Genomic DNA, 17,200 nt, shown 5'->3' with positions numbered 1-17,200 from the left:
ATACCAACCGGGGATGGGGCCTTGCGTCGATGGCTCGGGCTGCTGCGCGCTGGGCGCGCTTTTCGTAGAATCCCCCGCCATGGGCCTCCTCACATTCGGTCTCAATGTGACTTTGGACGGGTGCATCCATCACACCCTGGGGATCGTGGACGACGAGCTGCACGACTATTGGAGGCAGCTCATGGAGCAGAGCGGGGCGATGCTCTTCGGGCGCAACACCTACGAGCTGATGGAGGGAGCTTGGCCCGCGGTGGCACGCGACGAAAAGGCGCCGCGCGCGATGCGCGAGTGGGCACAGAAGCTCGATGCGAAGGCGAAGTACGTCGTGTCGGGCTCGCGGCGCGACTTTCCGTGGCAGAACACCATCAAGGTGGAGGGTGACCTTCGCGAGGCGATCTCGGCGCTGAAAGCGAAGACCGAGCGGGGCGTCCTCGTCGGAGCGCCCAAGCTCGCGGCTGCGCTCGAGGAGTTGGGGCTCATCGACGAGTACCGCATCGTCGTGTCAGGGACCGGGGTCATGGACCGCGAGCGGGTCGGCCAAACGGATCGCGAGTCTTGATCGCATAGGATTGGCCGCTTGCGGCCGATTGCCCAGTGTCCGTGCGCGGAGGGAGGGTCAAGGGCGCAAAACCGTTCAGGTTTCGGCGCAGCCGACCCTTGACGCTCCCGAGCACGCGGGCTTCGGTCTTGATCGAAAGTGCGATCCGACAAGGTGACCCGCGAGCGATCCGATGGGTAGGTCCATCACATCGTCGTTCATCCCATCATCAGTGGCCGCGGGCCGACGTTGTTTCATGGCCTGTCGAGTGCGCGGCATCTCGAACTCCTCTCGACGCAGCGGTTCAAGTCCGGCGTGCAGGCGCTCCACTTCCGACGCAAAGCGGGATGAGCGTGGAAGGACCCGAGCGCTTCACCAGCGGCTGCCTGTGCGGCAGCGTCCGCATCGTCGCGTCGGGGTGGGGTTGCTGAGCTCCAGCCTGCAGCCGCTGAGTGGCGCGTGCGGTGGTTGCATGGGACGGCGGACCTCAACGGCCCGGCCACGGTGCGGGTGACGGCGCCGGGGCTGTACCGCATGCGGAGCGTCGCGAGTGCCCGGCGTGCCCGGGACGCCTACGTCGAGGTGTCGGAGGGGGCTACACCACAGGGGCTTCATGCGGAGGAGGCAGTGGCTCGCCGCGTCCTGCCGTGAGCGTGTCTCTCAAGAGTGCGTTCATTGCCCACAGCGAGCCCGTGGACTGAAACGCCGCTTTTTAGACCGGGGAACGACGCGCCGTGCTCAGCGTTGTTGCTGACGGGGCGAAGCCGGTTGACCCTGCTGCGGGGCGCCGCTTCCGCTCATGCAGCGCTGCATCCGTTCCGCCATGTGCCGGACGTCCTCGACCTGACTGGGGTTCTTTGCGGTGAGGTGCAATGTGGCCCCTTCTTGCGTCTGCTCCATCTGCACGTCCGCCATTCCGCGCATGGGGCAGTTCATTCCCGCGCCGCCCATTCCCTGGCCCATCATGCCGCTGCCCATCATTCCACAGGCGCAGCTTGGCTGTTGCCTTGTCGAGTCATCCGCCTGGCGTCCCGCGGACGGTGGCTGGGAAGCCCCTTGGGCTTCAGTAAATGTGCCGATAAGAAGCCCCGTAGTGACGAGTAGTCCATATCCAAGCTTCCTCACGCTAATTCCTCCCGGAAATTGGAATTGTCCACCTATAAAAACTCATGCCGGGGTCGGGAAATGGCCTGCTGCCCCTCCCGCCATGGAGCGGAGGCTGCCGGGGCATGGCTGTTCGCTTTCTCTCCGCGCTGCACTACGCGGCGCGGACTGGCGCGATGCCGTGCATTCCCGAGCGGCCGTACCACCGGGCCCTCCTCCCTCGTGCAATTCAGGGAACTTTTTGCCCCTCCCAGAGGCAAAGATGGCTGGGCAAATGGTCAGCTCGAGTAGGAAAGACGTTACCCCCTATGTCAGGGAAGTTGTCGCCTCGGCGGATACACTGAGCTGCCGATGCCCTCTCGCGCGCCTCGCTCACTCGCACTGACGCACTGCATGAAGTGGCCTTGGTTCCCCCACGACGAAGGGACCGGGTTTTGGGGAGGCACAGGTGTCATGGGTGGTCTGGACGTCCACCCACCGGCGTTGATGGCGCCAGCGGTGAAGCTCTGCCACGGCGAAGATGTACTAGGGCCCGGGCAGCGGGGTTGATGTCCTGGGCCAACGTACCTCCGAGTGTCAGCCTCGGGCCGGGCAGCCTATGCCCCAAGTTCAACGAGCTTGAGCGGCATGGGCCCTCTTTCACGCCCGGAGACGAAGAATGCGCACTGCGCCAGAGAGGACGAGAACCGCGATGCCAAGGCCTACGAGGAGGTCAGGGTAGGGAGACTTGGTGAGCGCGACGAGGATGCCCGCTGCGATGACACCAAGGTTCGCCAGCACGTCGTTTGTGGAGAAGATGTAGCTGGCCTTCATGTGGGCTCCGCCCTTTCGGTGACGAGAGATGAGCAGGAGGCACGTCACGTTGGCGGCGAGGGCGAGTGTGGCCACCCCCAGCATCCAATTGGGCTCCGGCTCGCTGCCAAAGAGGAAGCGCCTGCCCACTTCGAAGAGGGCACCCAGTGCGAGCGCTATTTGCAGATAGCCACTGAGGTGCGCGGCGCGCAGCTTATGTGTGGCTGCGCGGCCCACCGCATAGAGGCTGAGGCCGTACACCATGGCGTCGGCGAGCATGTCGAGGGAGTCCGCGATAAGGCCTGTGGACTGGACGAGCCAGCCTGCAACGAGTTCGGCCACAAACATTATCCCGTTGATGGTCAGTAGCACCCAGAGGGTGCGGGCCTCCGTGCCCGGGTCGTCTCCAGCCTCGGGCAAGCCCTCGTCTGCTGCCGCACCTCTGTGCGTCTCGACAAGTTGGGCGCCGAGCCCGAGTGGTTCCAGGCGTCCCGCCACCTCGGATGCCGTGTCCCTCGCATGCCAGACGGTGAGGCGCCTCTCGGGCAAGTTGAAGGTGAGTGCGCGTACCATGGGCAGGCCTTCAAGAGCCATGCGCACGGTACGCTCCTCTGAGGGGCAGTCCATGCGGGGCACCTTGAATTCGCTCCTGTCGGTGATGTCTGAAGGGTTGTTGTCGCTTTTCATTGGGCGTCGTCTCGACAGAAAGTGGAGAGGGGCCGGGCGCCCCGGGGGCCAGCCGTGCGCCGCCCTCGAATAAAGGGCGGCGCGGTACTCGTCACTGCGGCAGTTCATCCAATCCGGTGCCTGAGGCGCGTGCTAGTTCCGCCCGGGCGCTGATGAGTTCCTCCATTGCTTCGAGGTAGCCGCGCCGCGCTTCGAGGGCTGCCTGCCGGACGAGTAGCAGCTCCAGGAAGTCCACCTTCCCTGCGGCGTAAGCTTCGTTGATGAGTAGGAGGTTCTCCTGAGAGGCCTCCCGCACCTCACCGGCAAAGGCCGCCGCAGAGGCGCTCGCTGCGCCCAGGCGCGCTGCCGCCAACTGCACCTCCTGGCGCACGGAGCGCTCGGCAGTGCCCAAAGCGGTCTCTGCTTGGGCAATCCTTGCTGCAGCCTCACCGCGCTCAGCCTGGTTACGGTTGAAGACGGGGATATCGAAGGCGAGGACGCCCTGAAGTATTTGGTCGCCCTCCTCACGGCTGTAGGCCGCGCCGAGCCGCAAGGAAGGAAAGGCCGCACGTGTGGCGAGCTTCCGCTCGGCGCGCGCCGCCTCAAGTTCCTTGCGGGCTGCGATGAGTTCCGGCCTGCGGCTGGATGCCTGGTGCTCCAGTGCCTCCAGGGAAGCGGAGTCAGGGGCGGGCGCTGGGGAAGGCAGCTCTCCCAAGAGGCGCAAGTCCTCCCCTGGAGAGAAGGCGAGCAGAGCGCGCACCTCTGCGAGGGCCACTGACAGCCCCTGCGCGGCCCGTCGTGCTTCCGCCTGGGAGCGCCCCACCTCGATGCGTGCGGCATTGACCTCGATGCGAGTGGCGTCCCCCGCCTCCAGTCGCGACTGGGCAGTGGTGAGCGATTGGGCTGCCAACTGGGCGGCTTCCTCGGAGAGAATGAGGCGCCGCTCGGCAACGAGGGCTCGCCCGAAGGCCTCACGCACCGCCGCAGCCACCTCTAGCCTGCGTGCTGAGAGGCGCGCCTGGGCGGCCTCCATAGAGGCCCTGGCGGCCGCGTCGCGCGCGCCTTGTTGGCCCGCGACCTCAAAGGCCTGGGTGAGCTGCACGTTCACGTCCGTTGTTTCCTGCGTGCCCCGTCTGGGGCCTACGGCTGCGGACAGTTCCGGGTTGGCCTGGAAGAAGAGCGTGGCTTGCGCCAAGCGGGCCTGCGCGGCCTCCACCTCGGCATGCTGCAGGCGCACGTCCGCATTAGCTTGCAGGGCGCGGGAGACGGCCTGCTCCTCCGTCATTCCCCTCTCGGCGGCGCCTGCATATGTTGCCAGCAGCAGCGCCGGAGCCCAAGCCCACCCCCATAAAGCGCGCAGCCTCATGACTCCCCCTCCGCCATGCGGAGGCGCTTGGGCAGCACGGCTTGGGCCTCCTCAGCCTCGTGTATGGCCACCTTGTCCCTCCCGGTGAGCCGCGCGAAGAGAGGGTAGAGGACGGGCAGCACGATAAGCGTGAGGAAGGTAGAGGAGATGATGCCTCCGATGACGACGGTGGCGAGCGGCCGCTGCACCTCGCTGCCGATACCAGTGGCGAAGGCCATGGGGACGAAGCCCAGGCCTGCGACTGCGGCCGTCATGAGGACGGGCCTCAGTCGTGAGAGTGCCGCTTCGCGCACCGCCTGCTGCATGCCCTCGCCCGCCTCCAGCAGTTGACGGACGCGGGAGACGAACACCATGTCTCCCAGCATGGCGATGCCCGTGAGGGCGATGAAGCCCACGGCAGCGGAGATGGAGAAGGGCAGGCCCCGGAGGAGGAGGGCAAGGACGCCGCCTACCATGGCGAAGGGGACGCCAGTGAGGAGCGGCCGGAGACTCTCGGCTACGTTACGGTACGTGAGGTAGAGGAGCCCGAAGACAAGCGCGAGGGCTAGGGGCACCACGAGGAAGAGGCGCAGCCGGGCGCGCTCGAGGTTCTCAAATTGCCCGCCGAAGCGAAGGAAGTAGCCAGGAGGCAGTTCAACGCTCTTCTCGATGGCGGCCTGCGCTTCCTTGACGAAACCGCCCAAGTCGCGTCCGCGCACGTTCACTTGCACCACGACGCGCCGCTTGCCCCATTCTCGCTGAATGGTGGTGGGACCGGAGACCGTCTTCAGGGTGGCCAGGCGGCCGAGTGGTACCCTTTCACCGGAAGGGGCGGTGACGAGGACTGAGGACACCTTCTCCTCGTCACGGAACTCCTCCGCAAGGCGTACGGCCAAATCGAAGCGGCGCTCGCCCTCACGCACCTCGCCCACCTTGCGCACGCCCATGGCCTCCACGACGTCGAGCACCGCGCGGGCCGGAATGCCGTAGCGGGAGATGGCTGCTCGGTCAACCTGCACCTCAAGCACCGGCTGACCTGTTACCTGCTCAAGAGTGACGTCGGCGGCACCGGGGAGAGTACGCGCCACCTTCTCAATCTCCTGGGCCTTGGCCTTCAGCACGTCCAAATCGTCCCCGAAGAGCTTGATGCCCAAGTCGCTCCGGACGCCGGCAATCATCTCGTTGACGCGCATCTCAATCGGCTGGAGGAAACTCATCCGCATGCCGGGCATGCCCTCGAGTTCTTCCTGCATGAGGTGCACGAGTTCCTCTTGCGTCCTGGCGCGCTTCCAGTCCTCGCGCGGCTTAAGGGTGACGAAAAGGTCGGACAGTTCGGGCCCCATCGGGTCGGTCGCCACCTCTGGGGTGCCAGTGCGCGTCCACACTCGTGCCACCTCGTCGGGGAAGCTCTCAAGGAGAGCTTTCTCTAGTTGGCCGCCGTAGCGCGCCGACTCAGTGAGGGACACCTCGGCAAGGCGCACCGTGTTCACGACGATGGTGCCCTCGGACAGCTTCGGCACGAATTCGCTGCCCAACTGTGTGGCGGAAAGGGCCGTTACCAGGAGGATACCCAGTGCTCCACCGAGGACGGCCTTCGGGTGCCCCGTCGCCCAATCGAGGACGGGCGTGTAGACGCGCTTGAGCCACCGCACCAAGCGCGGCTCATGGTGCGCTCCGTGCGCTACCTTCTTCAGGGCGAAGGAGGCCAACACGGGCATCACCGTCATGGACACCAGCACGCTGCCGAGCAGCGCGAAGATGATGGTGAGGGCCATCGGGCGGAACAGCTTTCCTTCCACACCCTCGAGGGCGAGGATGGGAAGGTAGACAATCATGATGATGAGCTCGCCGAAGAGGGTGGGCTTGCGCACCTCCACCGCGGCGTCGCGCACCACGTCGAGGATGCTGCGCCCCTTCGTGTCCTCGGCCAGGTGCTTCTCGGCGTTCTCCACCATAATGACGGACGAGTCGACGATAAGCCCGAAGTCGATGGCTCCGAGCGACATGAGCGTCCCTGCGATGCCGAAGCGCAGCATGGCGTTGGCGGCAAACAGCATGGAGAGTGGGATGGCGGAGGCCACGATGAGGCCTGCGCGCACGTTGCCGAGGAAGAGGAAGAGGACGGCGATGACGAGCAGCGCGCCTTCAAGAAGGCTCTTTTTCACCGTGTCCAGCACGTGGTCGACCAGCTCGGTGCGCTCGTAGACGGGCGTTACCTCCACGCCCTCAGGCAGACTCTTCTTCACCTCCTCAAGGCGTGTGGCGAGCGCCCGAGTCACGGTGTCGGAGTTTTCGCCCATCAGCATGAAGCCAAGGCCCAGAAGGGCCTCCCCTTCGCCGTCCGCAGTGACGACGGCGCGCCGTACCTCATGGCCCACCTCCACCCGGCCGATGTCACGCACCCGCACCGGAACGCCTTGGTGGGCCGCCAGCACGACGTCCGCGATGGACTCGCCACCCTCCAAGACGCCTACGCCAAGGACGAGACGGGCGGCACCGCCCCGCTCAAGGACGCCCCCGCCGACATTCGCGTTGTTGCGCTCGAGCGCTTCGTACACATCCCCGAGGGACAGGTCATACTTCTGCAGGCGGCGCGGCTCGACGACGATGTGCCACTGTTTCTCGTTGCCCCCCCAGGCATTCACCTCGGCGACGCCAGGGACGCTCCTCAGCTGTGGTGCAATCACCCAGTCATGCAGCGTGCGCAGTTCCTCAAGGGACTGTCCTTCGCCCTTCACCAGGTAGTGGAATACCTCGCCGAGGCCCGTGGCGACGGGCCCAAGGGAGGGTTTTTCGATGCCCTCGGGCACCTCGACGCGGCCCATGCGCTCGGCGACCTGCTGGCGCGCAAACCAGATGTCCGTCTCGTCGGAGAAGCGCAGCGTCACTTGGGAGAGGCCGAACTTGGAGATTGAGCGCATCTCCTCCAGGTGCGGCAGGCCAGCGAGCGCCTGCTCGAGGGGGACGGTGAGTTGCCTCTCCACCTCGACGGGAGAGAGAGCGGGAGCCACCGTGTTGACCGTCACCTGCGTGGGCGTGGTGTCGGGGTAAGCGTCGAGGGGAAGGGCTCGGAAGGAGATGGTGCCCGCGATGATGAGGGCGAGCACGCCCAGGAGCACCATGAAGCGGTGATGCAGGGACCAGTCGACGATGCGTGTCAGCATGTGCGTGCCTTTTCAGTCGTCCACGCAGCCGGCGCCGATGGAGTCTTTGAGGATTTCTGTCTTGAGGAGAAAGGCGCCCGTGGTGACAACCTCCACACCAGCCGTCAGTCCACTGAAGACGGGCACGGCCTCACCGACGGGGGCGCCGAGCTCCACCGCGACGGGCTTGAAGACCCCCGGCCCCAAGCGTACGAAGGCGAGCTTTCGCCCTTCGGCTTCCTGAATGGCGTCGCGTGGCAGCAAGACGGCCTCCCTCTCGCTCCCCGTCTGGATTCGGGCCCGCAGGTAGTGGCCCGCCTTCAGCGCACCGTCCGGGTTGGCCACGTCCACCCGCACCCGTACCGTACGCGTCTCTTTGTCGACCGAGGCGGCCACCCGGCTCACCTTGGCCTCCACAAGGGGGGTGCCCCTGCCGTCCAGGAAGAGGGTGACGGGTTGGCCGGGATGCACCTGTGAGGCAGCCTCCTCCGGCACGTCGAGAATGGCCCAAAGGGTGGTCATGTCCGCCACCTCGATGAGCGTCTCGTCGGGCGAGGCAGTCTTGCCGACTACCGCAGTGCGGGACACCACGATGCCCGCGAAGGGCGCCGTCAGCGTGTAGCGGCCCTCGCTGCCACCTGTGCCAGCGCCGGCGGCATTCAGGCTCGCCGTGGCGGCCTGGTACTCACCCTGGGCCTCCGCAAGGGCAGCTTGTGCCTCCTCCACCTCCCTGCGAGAGCTGATGCCCCGCGAGGCGAGCCCTTCCTCTCGCTGGAGGGCTGCGCGCGCCGTTTCCAGGCGCGCCCGGGCAGCGGACAGTTTGCCCTGCGACTCGCCCACCCCCGCGGACGTGAGTACCACCAGCGACTCGCCCGCCTTCACCCTGTCGCCGATGTCCACCTCCACCTTGGCGACGAGGGCCTCCCCGCGCGCGGACAGCTGCGCGAGGCGGTTGTGGTTGAAGTCCAGCTGCCCCACTACCTCGAGCGAGGGGGCGAAGGGCTGCGAGGCTGCGCGCGTTGTCTGCAGGCCGGCCTTCTTCTCAAGCTCGGGCGAAGAGAGCTTCACTTCCATGTCCGGCGGAGGGAAGACGGGAGGGGTGTGGCCTGCGGCCTTCACTACCTCAGGGTGGCAGTAGGGGCACACCGACTCGGGGAAGCCGTGCTCGCGGCAGAAGTCGCCTGCTTCGATGAACTTCGCGATGAGCTGCGGCTTGCACTTGGTGCACTTGGCCTCGGGGACGCCGTGCTCTCCACACCACGCCTCCTGTGGAACAGTTGCATGAGCCTCTCCGGCCTCGGGGCCTTGCGTGGAGGCGAAAGTGAGACTGGGGTTGCACTTGAAGCAGTGGGACTCCGGGACGTCGTGCGAGCTGCACCAGTCACCTTTCTCCTTGAAGACCTCCGAAAGCTCCGGGCTGCACTGCGTGCACAACTCCGCCGGCACCCCGTGCTGGCACAGCTTGGGGCCCGCGGCAGTAGGGGAAGAAGGGGCGGGCTTCGCCTCTCGGGTGGCAACTGCCGTGGTGGCCTGCGTCTGCGGCGTGCGCGCCTCGGCCTTGGCGTCTGGGGCCGGTGCCTCTGCCTTTGTGCAGCCAGTTGCAAGCGAAAGGAAGAAGAGGGCAGCGCACACCAGGTGCATGCGCGGGGGCTTCACTTGACGCCCTCCTTCGCAAGCTTCGAGTTGCACACGGCGCACTGAGACTCAGGACGCCGGTGCTCCTCACACCAGTCGCCCTTTGCCTTGAAGACGGCCTCAAGCTTCGGGTTGCAGCGCGTGCATAGGGACTTCTTCACTCCGTGCTCGCACTTGACTGGGGCAGCAGGCTTTGTCTGGGCGGGGGCTTCTTCGGCAAAAACTGGGAAGGCTGCGGAGGCAAGCGCGAAGAGGGCAGCAAACGCCAGCGAGCGGGGCATGGACATGGGGCGACGACTCCGGCCATGGGCCACCGCGGGGACAGCCCCGCGAGCGGGCCCACAGCTTGGACGTGAAGCGTGGTTGGACGGTGCGCGATGTGGCAGTCCGTGTCAGCACGGACTGCGCTCGCGTGGCGAAGGGAAGGTGCGTCTGAGTCAAACCGCCGTGAGGTGCCGGCCTTGGGGCACACCTCTCCCGTGGGCGTCGGGTGCTACGCCCTGGGAGGCTGGAAGAGCCCTTCAGCTACAGGGGGGGCAGGCGCGTGCGGCACTAGCACCAGCATTTCGGACACCGGGCGCGCCTCCACGAGGAGAGGCTGCGCAGCAGGCGCGACAACGGGGGGGCATTTGGCACACGGGCCAACAGCGCAACCCGGCGGGCACTGCTTGTCCCCGAGAGACCCAGCGCATTCTTCACTACACTCTGGCTCCTCAAAGCCAAGCGCGGCCAGCGCATAGCGAGGGGCACCGGAGTAGACGAGAGCGAGAAGCACCACCAAGAGGGCTCGGCTCAGGGAGAGGGCGCGTTGGAGGCGAAGGGTACCCTTCATGCGGCCTCCCTGCCCTCAAGCTGCCTGACGGCGTCGTGAATGAGCCCCTTCGCCCAGGTGCTGGCGAGGGAGTAATACACGAGCTTGCCAGCGGCCCGGTACTTCACCAGTCCCATGTGTCGCAGTTGCTGAAGCTGCCGCGAGGTGGTGGCCATGGAGCGCCCAACCAAGTGGGCCAAGTCGCAGACGCAGAGCTCTGAGAGTGAGAGCGCATGGAGTAGCCGCAGACGGGTCGGGTCTGCAAAGGCGCCGAGTAGTTCCGCCGCCTGCTGGGCCGCGTCGGCGCTCAGCATTCGAGGTTGGACAGCCGCCACCTTCGCCTCGTCGACGTAGTCCACCTGACAGGCGTCGGCGGAGAGCGGAGTCGTCTCCTGGGGGGCTTGTGGTCGCCTCATCTTCACGTTTGCGTATATAAGCAAGTGACGCACTCGGGTCAACCCTCCAACGCGCCTTGTGTCGCCTGCCCTCACCTCCGGAGTACGGGGAGCGTCGTGCAGTGCAGCCTGCTCCATGCGGAGAGAATCGCCGCGGCCCTGAGCCCTGCGCTGCCAGCAGTCGTCCGCTGCCCCCACGAGCCGCCGAGCACAAATGCATTGATGCCGAAGCCGCTAAGGAGGTGCGGGCTCGCGTTCGTCCAACCCCTGAAGACGAGAAGCCAGCAAGGACGAGACGAAGACTTGGAGTCCCCCGTTGAAGGCCAGCAGTGCGACCGGGTCCACGCTCAGGCTTCCTTGCTGCCTTGAAAGGGCTTGAGTAGCTGCGCCCAGTAGCCCACCGGGAAACCCGGCTCCTTGGCGATGCCGAGTTCATCCGAAGAGAAGCGCTTTTCGGGCGTGTAAGCCCACGTGCCAAGCAGGTAGTCCCAGATGTTGGTGAATAGACCGAAGTTGACGTCACCGACGCCCGCCCACTTGAGGTGATGGAATCGGTGCCCTGCATTGAGGGCCAGCAGGTACTTCAGCGGTCCCACCGTGTAGTCCGCGTTCGAGTGCTGCATGAGGAGCTGCACGCACGAGAGTGCGGCGAGCGCTGAGGCGATGCTTGAGGGAAGCCCGATGAGAAGTAGTGGCGCCACCCCCACTGTCATCTCCAACGCCTGGTGAAGAGGGTGCTTCATCAGTCCATTGAAGCCGTAGAAGCGCTTTACCGAGTGATGCACGGCGTGGAGTCGCCAGAGAGCGGGCGCGCGGTGGCTCAGCCAGTGCGTCAGGGTGACGCCGAGGTCGAACACCAGCACGGCGAGGAGTACCTGGAGAACGAACGGCCATTCATGTGGCCATGCGTCGCGCACGGTTACCACGCCTGAAAGAAGCGGCAGCGCGAGAATGGACAGGATATTGGAGGCTTCATTGACGACGAAGTGAACGAGGTCTCGCCCCACATCCCCGTGGGGGCGGTTCCAGTCTGGCTCGTAGGGGATGGCGCGCTCAGCGAGGAAGGACACTCCGATGGCTGCCATGAGGAGTCCGCCAAGCCACAGTTTCGAGGCGCCGCCGTGGAGAAGGGCAAGGGCTGCGCCGTTGACACCGAGGAGCATGAAGAGCGGGTACCCCATGCGCAGTGCCTGGCGTGCCAGACGCGTTGGAGGGGCTTCAAGAGAAGTTGTCAGCATGGGAGGAGGGTGGCATCGCCGCACCGCCGCTGACTTGGAAGAACTGGCTACTTCGCTGGTGCGAACGGCTGCTCGCTGACCCACTCGATGCCCCGCGCCACCTCCGAGGGGGCAAGACCGAACATTCGCCGGAACGCATTGCTGAGGTGCGAGCTGTCCGTGAAGCCCGCGACGTGAGCGGCTTGGGTGAGAGTCGCGCCATCCTGGAAGGCTTCTGTCGCCCGACGGAGGCGAAGCCAAAGGATGTAGGGACGCAGCGGGATGCCAATGCTGGTTGAGAAAAGATGACCTAAGCGCCCAGCGGACAGCCCTACCTCCTGTGCGAGCGCGCGCTGGCTCACATCTCCCGCTTCGATGCGCCCCGGGAGGAGCGTAACGAGGCGCTTTATCGCAGGGTGCACCGCGCCGGGGGAGATTGCCTCGCCTACCAATCGCATCAGCGACTCTTCCACAAGTCGCACCCAGTCATCCGCACTCACCAGCTCGGCTGGGTGCGGCACACGAAGTAGAGGCGTCCCCGCATGAACCCACTCTGCTGAAGCCGTGCCCACCTCAAGCTGTCGTAACCTGCGGCCGACGAGACCGTCCGGGTCCACGAATACGAGCGACGCACGTGCTGCACCGTGCTCAATGCGATGAGCGGTGTCCGGAGGAATGACGGCCACCGTCCCCTCAGCTCGGCGTCCGCGCGCATCTACGAGCGCGAGCAGTCCCTCAGTGGCGCGCACGAGCTGGAACGCGTGGTGCGAATGCTCTTGAGTTGGGCCAACGGCCCCCAGGTACGCGAGCCAGCGCGGGCCTACCATCGCGCGCCCTAGCCATCTCTGTTCTCGAGGCACTCCCTCCTTTTACCAGGATTGGAGTTCCAGGACAGGATGTGCGCGTTTGAGGCTACCTGCGATGGGCTCCGGGGCTGACTGCGGCGCACCAGGAACATGGGCAAGGATAACTGCTCACCCCGTTTGGCGTCCGGGACAAGTCCGGACCGTACCCTGGTTATTCTGCGGCCGGTTTCGTTGGCACAACTACTCCCCGGCCCGTGTGTTCCCCGCTCACTCGTCGTGACGCACCCATGACACAGCGACCGAGGTTGGCCACACTCAACCCACTGGACGTGGCCACCTCTTTGGTGGAGCCGCCTTGGAGTGGAGCGCGCCAAGAGGCTCATTTCTTGGGCAGGGCAGCCCGCCAATAGCGAAAAGCGGGCGTCGCGGTAACCAGCAGGTGGCAAGCGGCCTGCCATAATGGTCGAGGAGATTATACCTGTTGGGTTGCATTTGTGGGAGCGGGCGGGGATTTCTCGCTGAAGGAACTTGCCGCACGGGGGCGAGCGTAGCTGTGCTGCGGCCCTCCATGTCCGACTTCCGCGAGGCCCTTGAATCGATTTCGGAAGCCGAATGCTCCGAGCATCCAGGCTTCTCTGCCGCCCTTGCCTGTACTCGTTGCGGCACCTTCACCTGTGCCTTCTGTGCCGCGTCGGGGGCGGGCCTGTGTTTCCGGTGCCTTCATGCGGCTCCGGAGCTGGCGACGTGCTGGGCCCGGCTCGCGGCATGCCTTGTCGATGGGGCAGCGCTCCTGCTTCCGTCTCTGTTCCTGGGCGTGCTTCGGTGCCTGGCCATTCCGGGCGAAGCGGCGATGAAGGCTCCAGCCGTCTACACTCCGGCGCTCCTCGTGTTGCTCGTGCAGGCGAGCCTGATTCGAGGCACTGGCGCGAGCCTCGGCAAGCGGCTCTTGGGAATTCGAGTCGTCCGAGGAGACGGACTTCCGGCGGAGGTGTGGCGCATTGCCCTGCTGCGGAATGCGCTCCCGATGGCGCTGTGCGGTTACTGCGCCTGGTTCGGCCTCGTGGATGCGCTCTTCATTGTCGGAGAGGAGCGGCGATGTCTTCACGACTGGGTGGCCGGCACGCGCGTTGTGAAGGCCCTCGGGCGCGGCACTCGGTTGCTGGGTGGTGCGTGACTGGCTGGAGCGTTGGTTTCGAAGTCCCTTCACCGAGGGGGGAGAATGAGAGGCGATGACATGGAGGGAGTTGTAAAGTCCGGGCGCCCCGGGTGGTTGGCCGGGCTCGTGTGTGCGGTGGTGGCGCTGGCGCTGGGGTGTGCCCGGCAGACGTGGACGCGGGACAACGTCATGACGTGGGAGGGGTGCTGCGAGGGCACTGACGCGTGCCTTGCGCTGCTGCAGGAAACCCACGGCCCCGACACCGGGGAGAAGTGGCCAGCACCGGAGCAGGCGTGTGCCGCCTGGAAGTTGGGGCGCGCGGGGGTGGAGGGCGTCCCCCGGTTGGTTTCGCTGCTTGAGCACCCGGAGCGCCGCGTCCGCGGCGGTGCGGTACAGGCACTGGCGAACATGGGGGAGAATGCCAAGAGCGCCTTGCCCGCTCTGCTTGATGCATATGAGCGGGAGCCCCGTGGGATGGCCCTGCACGCGCTCTCCTCCCTCGATGACGAGCGAGCAGCTCCAGCCATTCTGCGTCACCTCCTGGAGTCGCCCACGTCGACGCTGGAGCACCTCGGCCCGACGTTGGCCCCGGTGCTGGTGGGGGTGCTGGAGAATCCTGAGTCGAGCTGGGAGGCGCTGGTGCTGGTGCGCCACGTGCTCACCCGGCGCGGCTCCATGTACACGGAGACTTTCGTCCCGCGCCTGCGGACGCTCCTCGCGAGGGAGCTGGCGGAGCCCACTCTCCGGCGCCCACCCGGGATGTCCTGCCCGGCGGCCCCCGCGCCAGGCTGCGAGGCGGTTTTTGACGGGTGCACCCCGCGCGCGGCCTACGTGGCTTCGGTGTTGGCGGCCTACGGGCGCCAAGGGGAGAAGGCCGCGCCCGAGGTGCTGCAGGCGCTACAGCGGGGGGACGTGCGCCTCACACCCGTGGCGCTGCAGGCGCTGGTGGCCTTCGGGAGTCCTGCTGCGGTGCCGGGCGTCCTTGAGCAGCTCGCCGCGCCTGAATGCCGTGCCCGGGCCCTCACGAGCCTTGCGTCCCTGGGGCCCGTGGCGCGGCCAGCCGCGACAGAGCCGCTGCTGCGGCTGCTGGCCACGGGGGGCGAAGGGTGGGAGCGCGCGCGGGCAGCGGAGGCCCTTGGGCGCGTCGGAGATTCAGCCGCTCTCGATGCGTTGCGCCAGGCGGTCGACGCGCCGCACAGCGAAGTCCAGGCCGCGGCGGTTGATGCGCTGGGCAGCTACTCCTTCCAGGCGCATGCGGAGGAGCTGAAGCCGCTGCTGCAGCAGGTGGTGGCGGCACACGCCTCTCCAGTGGCGCGGATCCACGCGAGGTTGGCCCTGGAATGGCGCTCCGACCAGGAGGTGCGGCCGGCGGACTCCATCGACTGCGCCCGCCTCATTCCAGGACGAAGCGGGGAGTGGACGGTGTGCGAGGACGGGCACACCTCCGTCCAGTTGCACTGGGACAAGCCGAAGGCGCCCCCACAAGGGAGTCCCTGTGCAGCCGTGCCTGGGGGGGATTCAGCGTCCGTCCTCGAAGCCATGGGAGAGGCTTGTCTCGTCGGATGGGACGACGGGGAGTTTGGGGGCGCCCTGGGGGTGTATGAGGCCGGGCGGATGACGGTGCTGGAGGAGCCCCAGGCCAACCCCCTGCAAGTCGTGCGGATGCACGGCACCCTCGTGGTGCTGGAGGGGCTGGCGCACCTGCTTGGCGGTGCAGGGCGTCTGGTGCGTGTCGACGCGTCCGAGGGGCGGTGGCGGGCCACGCCTTGGGTGACGCTCCCGGGGGCGCCCATGGCATACGCGCTGGACGACGCGGGAGACCTCGTGGTGGGGACGACGGACCAGCGACTCGACGCAGTCGTATGTGGCCCGGCTGGGGCCCTTGCACCCGCCCACGTGGTGCGCATCACGAGGGACGGGCGCCTTGCCCCCGTCGGACCGAAGGGCCAACCCTGACGCCACAGCGCGGGAATGGGGGCCCCTCCTGGGGCAGGAGGGGGCCTGGCACGGGCAGGGGCGCTTCAGGCGCGCCGCGTCCGCGAGCGGAACTCGCTGGCCCAGCGCTGGGCGGTGGCCTTGGCGCGCTCGCCCTCCGAGTCGAGGTGACTCGCTTCTGGTTTCCCGGCAGGCGCTGGCGCCCCAGGGCCGGAGGAGCCGTCCGCCCCCATTGCCCCCTTCTTCCGCACCCACATGCGAGGGGACGGGCTGACGGCGGGGGCTGGCGTCGCAGGCGCGGCATCAGCCTTGGGCCTGCGCCCGCGCGGGAGAATGATTTCGGGGACGCTGTGGGGCGCGGCGCCTTCCACCCACGCGGTGTGCAGGCGGCCCGTGGCCAACATGAGGCGCCGCTTCTGGTAGTGCGCCCCGCAGTAACCCTGGCTGCGGTGGGGGCGCTTGCAGCCGATGACGGCGCAGGCCCTGGCCGTAGGCGCGGGAGGAGGCGGCGGGGGCAGGCGCTGCGGTTGCGCGGGGGGCGGAGGCCTCGCGTCGTGGACGGGGCGCTGGCGCGACACTTCCTGTTGGGGCCCCGGGACGAGGCGCTTCGCCACCCCGGCCAGTCTCGCGACGAGGCTGGCGAGTGGGCGCGCCAGCTCCTCATCAAGGGCGGTGCGGAAGGACGCCTCAAGAGATGTCGCGAACTTCGGAGCGGACGGGCGGAGGAGCTCCCTCGCGGAAGAGGATGAACCGTGAACCTGCGAAACAGGACGGCGTGGTTTTTTATGCATGTGAGCCTTTGCTCGCCTTGCTGTGTATTCGGGGCGAGTGCGCGTTGAGGCGCCGGGTGATGATTACCATTCTCGGGGCACGTGTCGTAGTCGAGCAATGCCTGGGTGGAAAAAGGAGTGCCCGCCTCTGCCAATCATACGGGGCGACCTCGTGGGAATGGTTGCTGGCCTGAGCCACCCGGCGGGCTGGCATGTCGCGTGCTGTGGAGTATGCGGATGACGATGAACGAGCGGCACGCCCTCGCGGTAGAGCTGGGGCGAGTAGAAGTGGCGTTGCAGCGGGCGTACGCGGCGATGGACGGCAGTGTCGAATCGCGGACGCGGCTCGCCAGGGCGAAGGAAGAGTACCGACGAGCAGAGGCTGCGGCGTTGCATGCGCTAGGCGCCGAGGACGCCTTGGAGCTTGTGGAGACGACAGACTCGCCGTGCGCCCACACACCGGAGCAGGAAGCACTGCGGGCGTCGGTTGCTCGCGGCGAGAGAGAACTGCCCCTCCGCAGTGGCGAGTGCCACGCATGAGGGGCGCACCTCCCTGATGTGCGTGAAACATCAGGTGAAACAGGATGCTTCGGCAAGCGGATAAGGCCGGGCTGCATGGGCATGCCCTGAGAGGCATGCCATGCCTGCCTGGCTCACTTCCGCGTCGCCAAGCCCGTGCGGAGCATCTCGTCCACGAGGGACGCGGCCTTCTCCTCGTCGGTTTCACCTTGCACGCGCAGCGCGACAGACTCGAATCGCAGGGCATTGGCTACCACCCAGTCAACGTACTCGCCCAAGGACAAGCGCTCCACACCGAAGGCGATGTCCTGCATTCCCTTCACGATTTGGACGGCAGTGCCCTGAAGGACGCGCTCGTCGCGCATGAC

At 66.7% G+C, this 17,200-nt stretch carries 14 protein-coding genes and 1 pseudogene; 5 read left to right on the top strand and 10 right to left on the bottom strand.

Going from position 1 to position 17,200, the window contains the following annotated elements; all coding sequences use genetic code 11:
- Positions 1-79 precede the first annotated feature (79 nt).
- Both HNV26_RS04510 and HNV26_RS04505 read left to right on the top strand, forming a co-directional pair.
- Positions 80-514, top strand: a pseudogene (locus HNV26_RS04510) (dihydrofolate reductase family protein); the annotation flags it as partial.
- A 483-nt stretch (positions 515-997) separates the two neighbouring features.
- Positions 998-1,189 carry a hypothetical protein gene (locus tag HNV26_RS04505; protein ID WP_253816213.1) on the top strand — a complete coding sequence of 64 codons (192 nt, stop codon included), beginning with the start codon at positions 998-1,000 and terminating at the stop codon, positions 1,187-1,189.
- A gap of 87 nt (positions 1,190-1,276) precedes the next feature.
- Here HNV26_RS04505 and HNV26_RS04500 read toward each other — a convergent pair whose 3' ends face one another.
- The 9 genes from HNV26_RS04500 to HNV26_RS38165 all read right to left on the bottom strand — a co-directional run bounded on the left by HNV26_RS04500 (position 1,277) and on the right by HNV26_RS38165 (position 12,104).
- On the bottom strand, positions 1,277-1,519 hold the full coding sequence (locus HNV26_RS04500; RefSeq protein WP_141252941.1) for a hypothetical protein: 243 nt from the start codon (positions 1,517-1,519) through the stop codon (positions 1,277-1,279).
- Positions 1,520-2,281: 762 nt separating this feature from the next.
- On the bottom strand, positions 2,282-3,121 hold the full coding sequence (locus HNV26_RS04495) for a cation diffusion facilitator family transporter (protein WP_171442562.1): 840 nt from the start codon (positions 3,119-3,121) through the stop codon (positions 2,282-2,284).
- 91 nt (positions 3,122-3,212) lie between these two features.
- Complete coding sequence (locus tag HNV26_RS04490; protein ID WP_253816212.1) at positions 3,213-4,385, bottom strand: TolC family protein; 1,173 nt, start codon at positions 4,383-4,385, stop codon at positions 3,213-3,215.
- 77 nt (positions 4,386-4,462) lie between these two features.
- Complete coding sequence (locus tag HNV26_RS04485; RefSeq protein WP_171442560.1) at positions 4,463-7,609, bottom strand: efflux RND transporter permease subunit; 3,147 nt, start codon at positions 7,607-7,609, stop codon at positions 4,463-4,465.
- 12 nt (positions 7,610-7,621) lie between these two features.
- Complete coding sequence (locus tag HNV26_RS04480; protein ID WP_366816751.1) at positions 7,622-9,244, bottom strand: efflux RND transporter periplasmic adaptor subunit; 1,623 nt, start codon at positions 9,242-9,244, stop codon at positions 7,622-7,624.
- Positions 9,241-9,510, bottom strand: coding sequence for a hypothetical protein (locus HNV26_RS04475; RefSeq protein ID WP_171442559.1), 270 nt, complete (start codon positions 9,508-9,510; stop codon positions 9,241-9,243). The genes HNV26_RS04480 and HNV26_RS04475 overlap by 4 nt, the downstream gene beginning before the upstream one ends.
- 541 nt (positions 9,511-10,051) lie before the next feature.
- On the bottom strand, positions 10,052-10,483 hold the full coding sequence (locus HNV26_RS04470) for an ArsR/SmtB family transcription factor (protein WP_366816750.1): 432 nt from the start codon (positions 10,481-10,483) through the stop codon (positions 10,052-10,054).
- Between the two features lie 293 nt (positions 10,484-10,776).
- Entirely contained in the window at positions 10,777-11,667 is an 891-nt protein-coding gene (locus tag HNV26_RS04465) for a sterol desaturase family protein (RefSeq protein WP_171442558.1), read from the bottom strand.
- Positions 11,668-11,714: 47 nt separating this feature from the next.
- Entirely contained in the window at positions 11,715-12,104 is a 390-nt protein-coding gene (locus HNV26_RS38165; protein ID WP_253816228.1) for a helix-turn-helix domain-containing protein, read from the bottom strand.
- A gap of 916 nt (positions 12,105-13,020) precedes the next feature.
- Here HNV26_RS38165 and HNV26_RS04455 point away from each other — a divergent pair.
- From HNV26_RS04455 to HNV26_RS04445, 3 genes are all read left to right on the top strand, one after another.
- The gene (locus tag HNV26_RS04455) at positions 13,021-13,626 is read left to right on the top strand and encodes an RDD family protein (protein ID WP_171442556.1); all 606 of its coding nucleotides are present in this window, start codon (positions 13,021-13,023) and stop codon (positions 13,624-13,626) included.
- Positions 13,627-13,686: 60 nt separating this feature from the next.
- Positions 13,687-15,564 carry a HEAT repeat domain-containing protein gene (locus tag HNV26_RS04450; RefSeq protein WP_171442555.1) on the top strand — a complete coding sequence of 626 codons (1,878 nt, stop codon included), beginning with the start codon at positions 13,687-13,689 and terminating at the stop codon, positions 15,562-15,564.
- A 986-nt stretch (positions 15,565-16,550) separates the two neighbouring features.
- On the top strand, positions 16,551-16,853 hold the full coding sequence (locus HNV26_RS04445; RefSeq protein ID WP_171443245.1) for a hypothetical protein: 303 nt from the start codon (positions 16,551-16,553) through the stop codon (positions 16,851-16,853).
- 113 nt (positions 16,854-16,966) lie between these two features.
- Here the strand turns inward: HNV26_RS04445 and HNV26_RS04440 are convergent, their stop codons facing one another.
- On the bottom strand, positions 16,967-17,197 hold the full coding sequence (locus HNV26_RS04440; RefSeq protein ID WP_171443251.1) for a hypothetical protein: 231 nt from the start codon (positions 17,195-17,197) through the stop codon (positions 16,967-16,969).
- Between the last annotated feature and the right edge of the window lie 3 nt (positions 17,198-17,200).

The sequence above is a fragment of the Myxococcus xanthus genome, assembly GCF_013116825.1.
In the GTDB taxonomy this organism is placed as follows: Bacteria; Myxococcota; Myxococcia; order Myxococcales; family Myxococcaceae; genus Myxococcus; species Myxococcus xanthus_B.
This window is presented reverse-complemented; position numbering and strand designations above follow the sequence as displayed.

Coding starts and splice junctions, on each gene's coding strand:
- HNV26_RS04500 (WP_141252941.1), bottom strand. CDS start 1,519: ATGATGGGCAGCGGCATGATGGGCCAGGGAATGGGCGGCGCGGGAATG.
- HNV26_RS04495 (WP_171442562.1), bottom strand. CDS start 3,121: ATGAAAAGCGACAACAACCCTTCAGACATCACCGACAGGAGCGAATTC.
- HNV26_RS04490 (WP_253816212.1), bottom strand. CDS start 4,385: ATGACGGAGGAGCAGGCCGTCTCCCGCGCCCTGCAAGCTAATGCGGAC.
- HNV26_RS04485 (WP_171442560.1), bottom strand. CDS start 7,609: ATGCTGACACGCATCGTCGACTGGTCCCTGCATCACCGCTTCATGGTG.
- HNV26_RS04475 (WP_171442559.1), bottom strand. CDS start 9,510: ATGTCCATGCCCCGCTCGCTGGCGTTTGCTGCCCTCTTCGCGCTTGCC.
- HNV26_RS04465 (WP_171442558.1), bottom strand. CDS start 11,667: ATGCTGACAACTTCTCTTGAAGCCCCTCCAACGCGTCTGGCACGCCAG.
- HNV26_RS38165 (WP_253816228.1), bottom strand. CDS start 12,104: ATGCGATTGGTAGGCGAGGCAATCTCCCCCGGCGCGGTGCACCCTGCG.
- HNV26_RS04455 (WP_171442556.1), top strand. CDS start 13,021: ATGTCCGACTTCCGCGAGGCCCTTGAATCGATTTCGGAAGCCGAATGC.
- HNV26_RS04450 (WP_171442555.1), top strand. CDS start 13,687: ATGGAGGGAGTTGTAAAGTCCGGGCGCCCCGGGTGGTTGGCCGGGCTC.
- HNV26_RS04445 (WP_171443245.1), top strand. CDS start 16,551: ATGACGATGAACGAGCGGCACGCCCTCGCGGTAGAGCTGGGGCGAGTA.
- HNV26_RS04440 (WP_171443251.1), bottom strand. CDS start 17,197: ATGCGCGACGAGCGCGTCCTTCAGGGCACTGCCGTCCAAATCGTGAAG.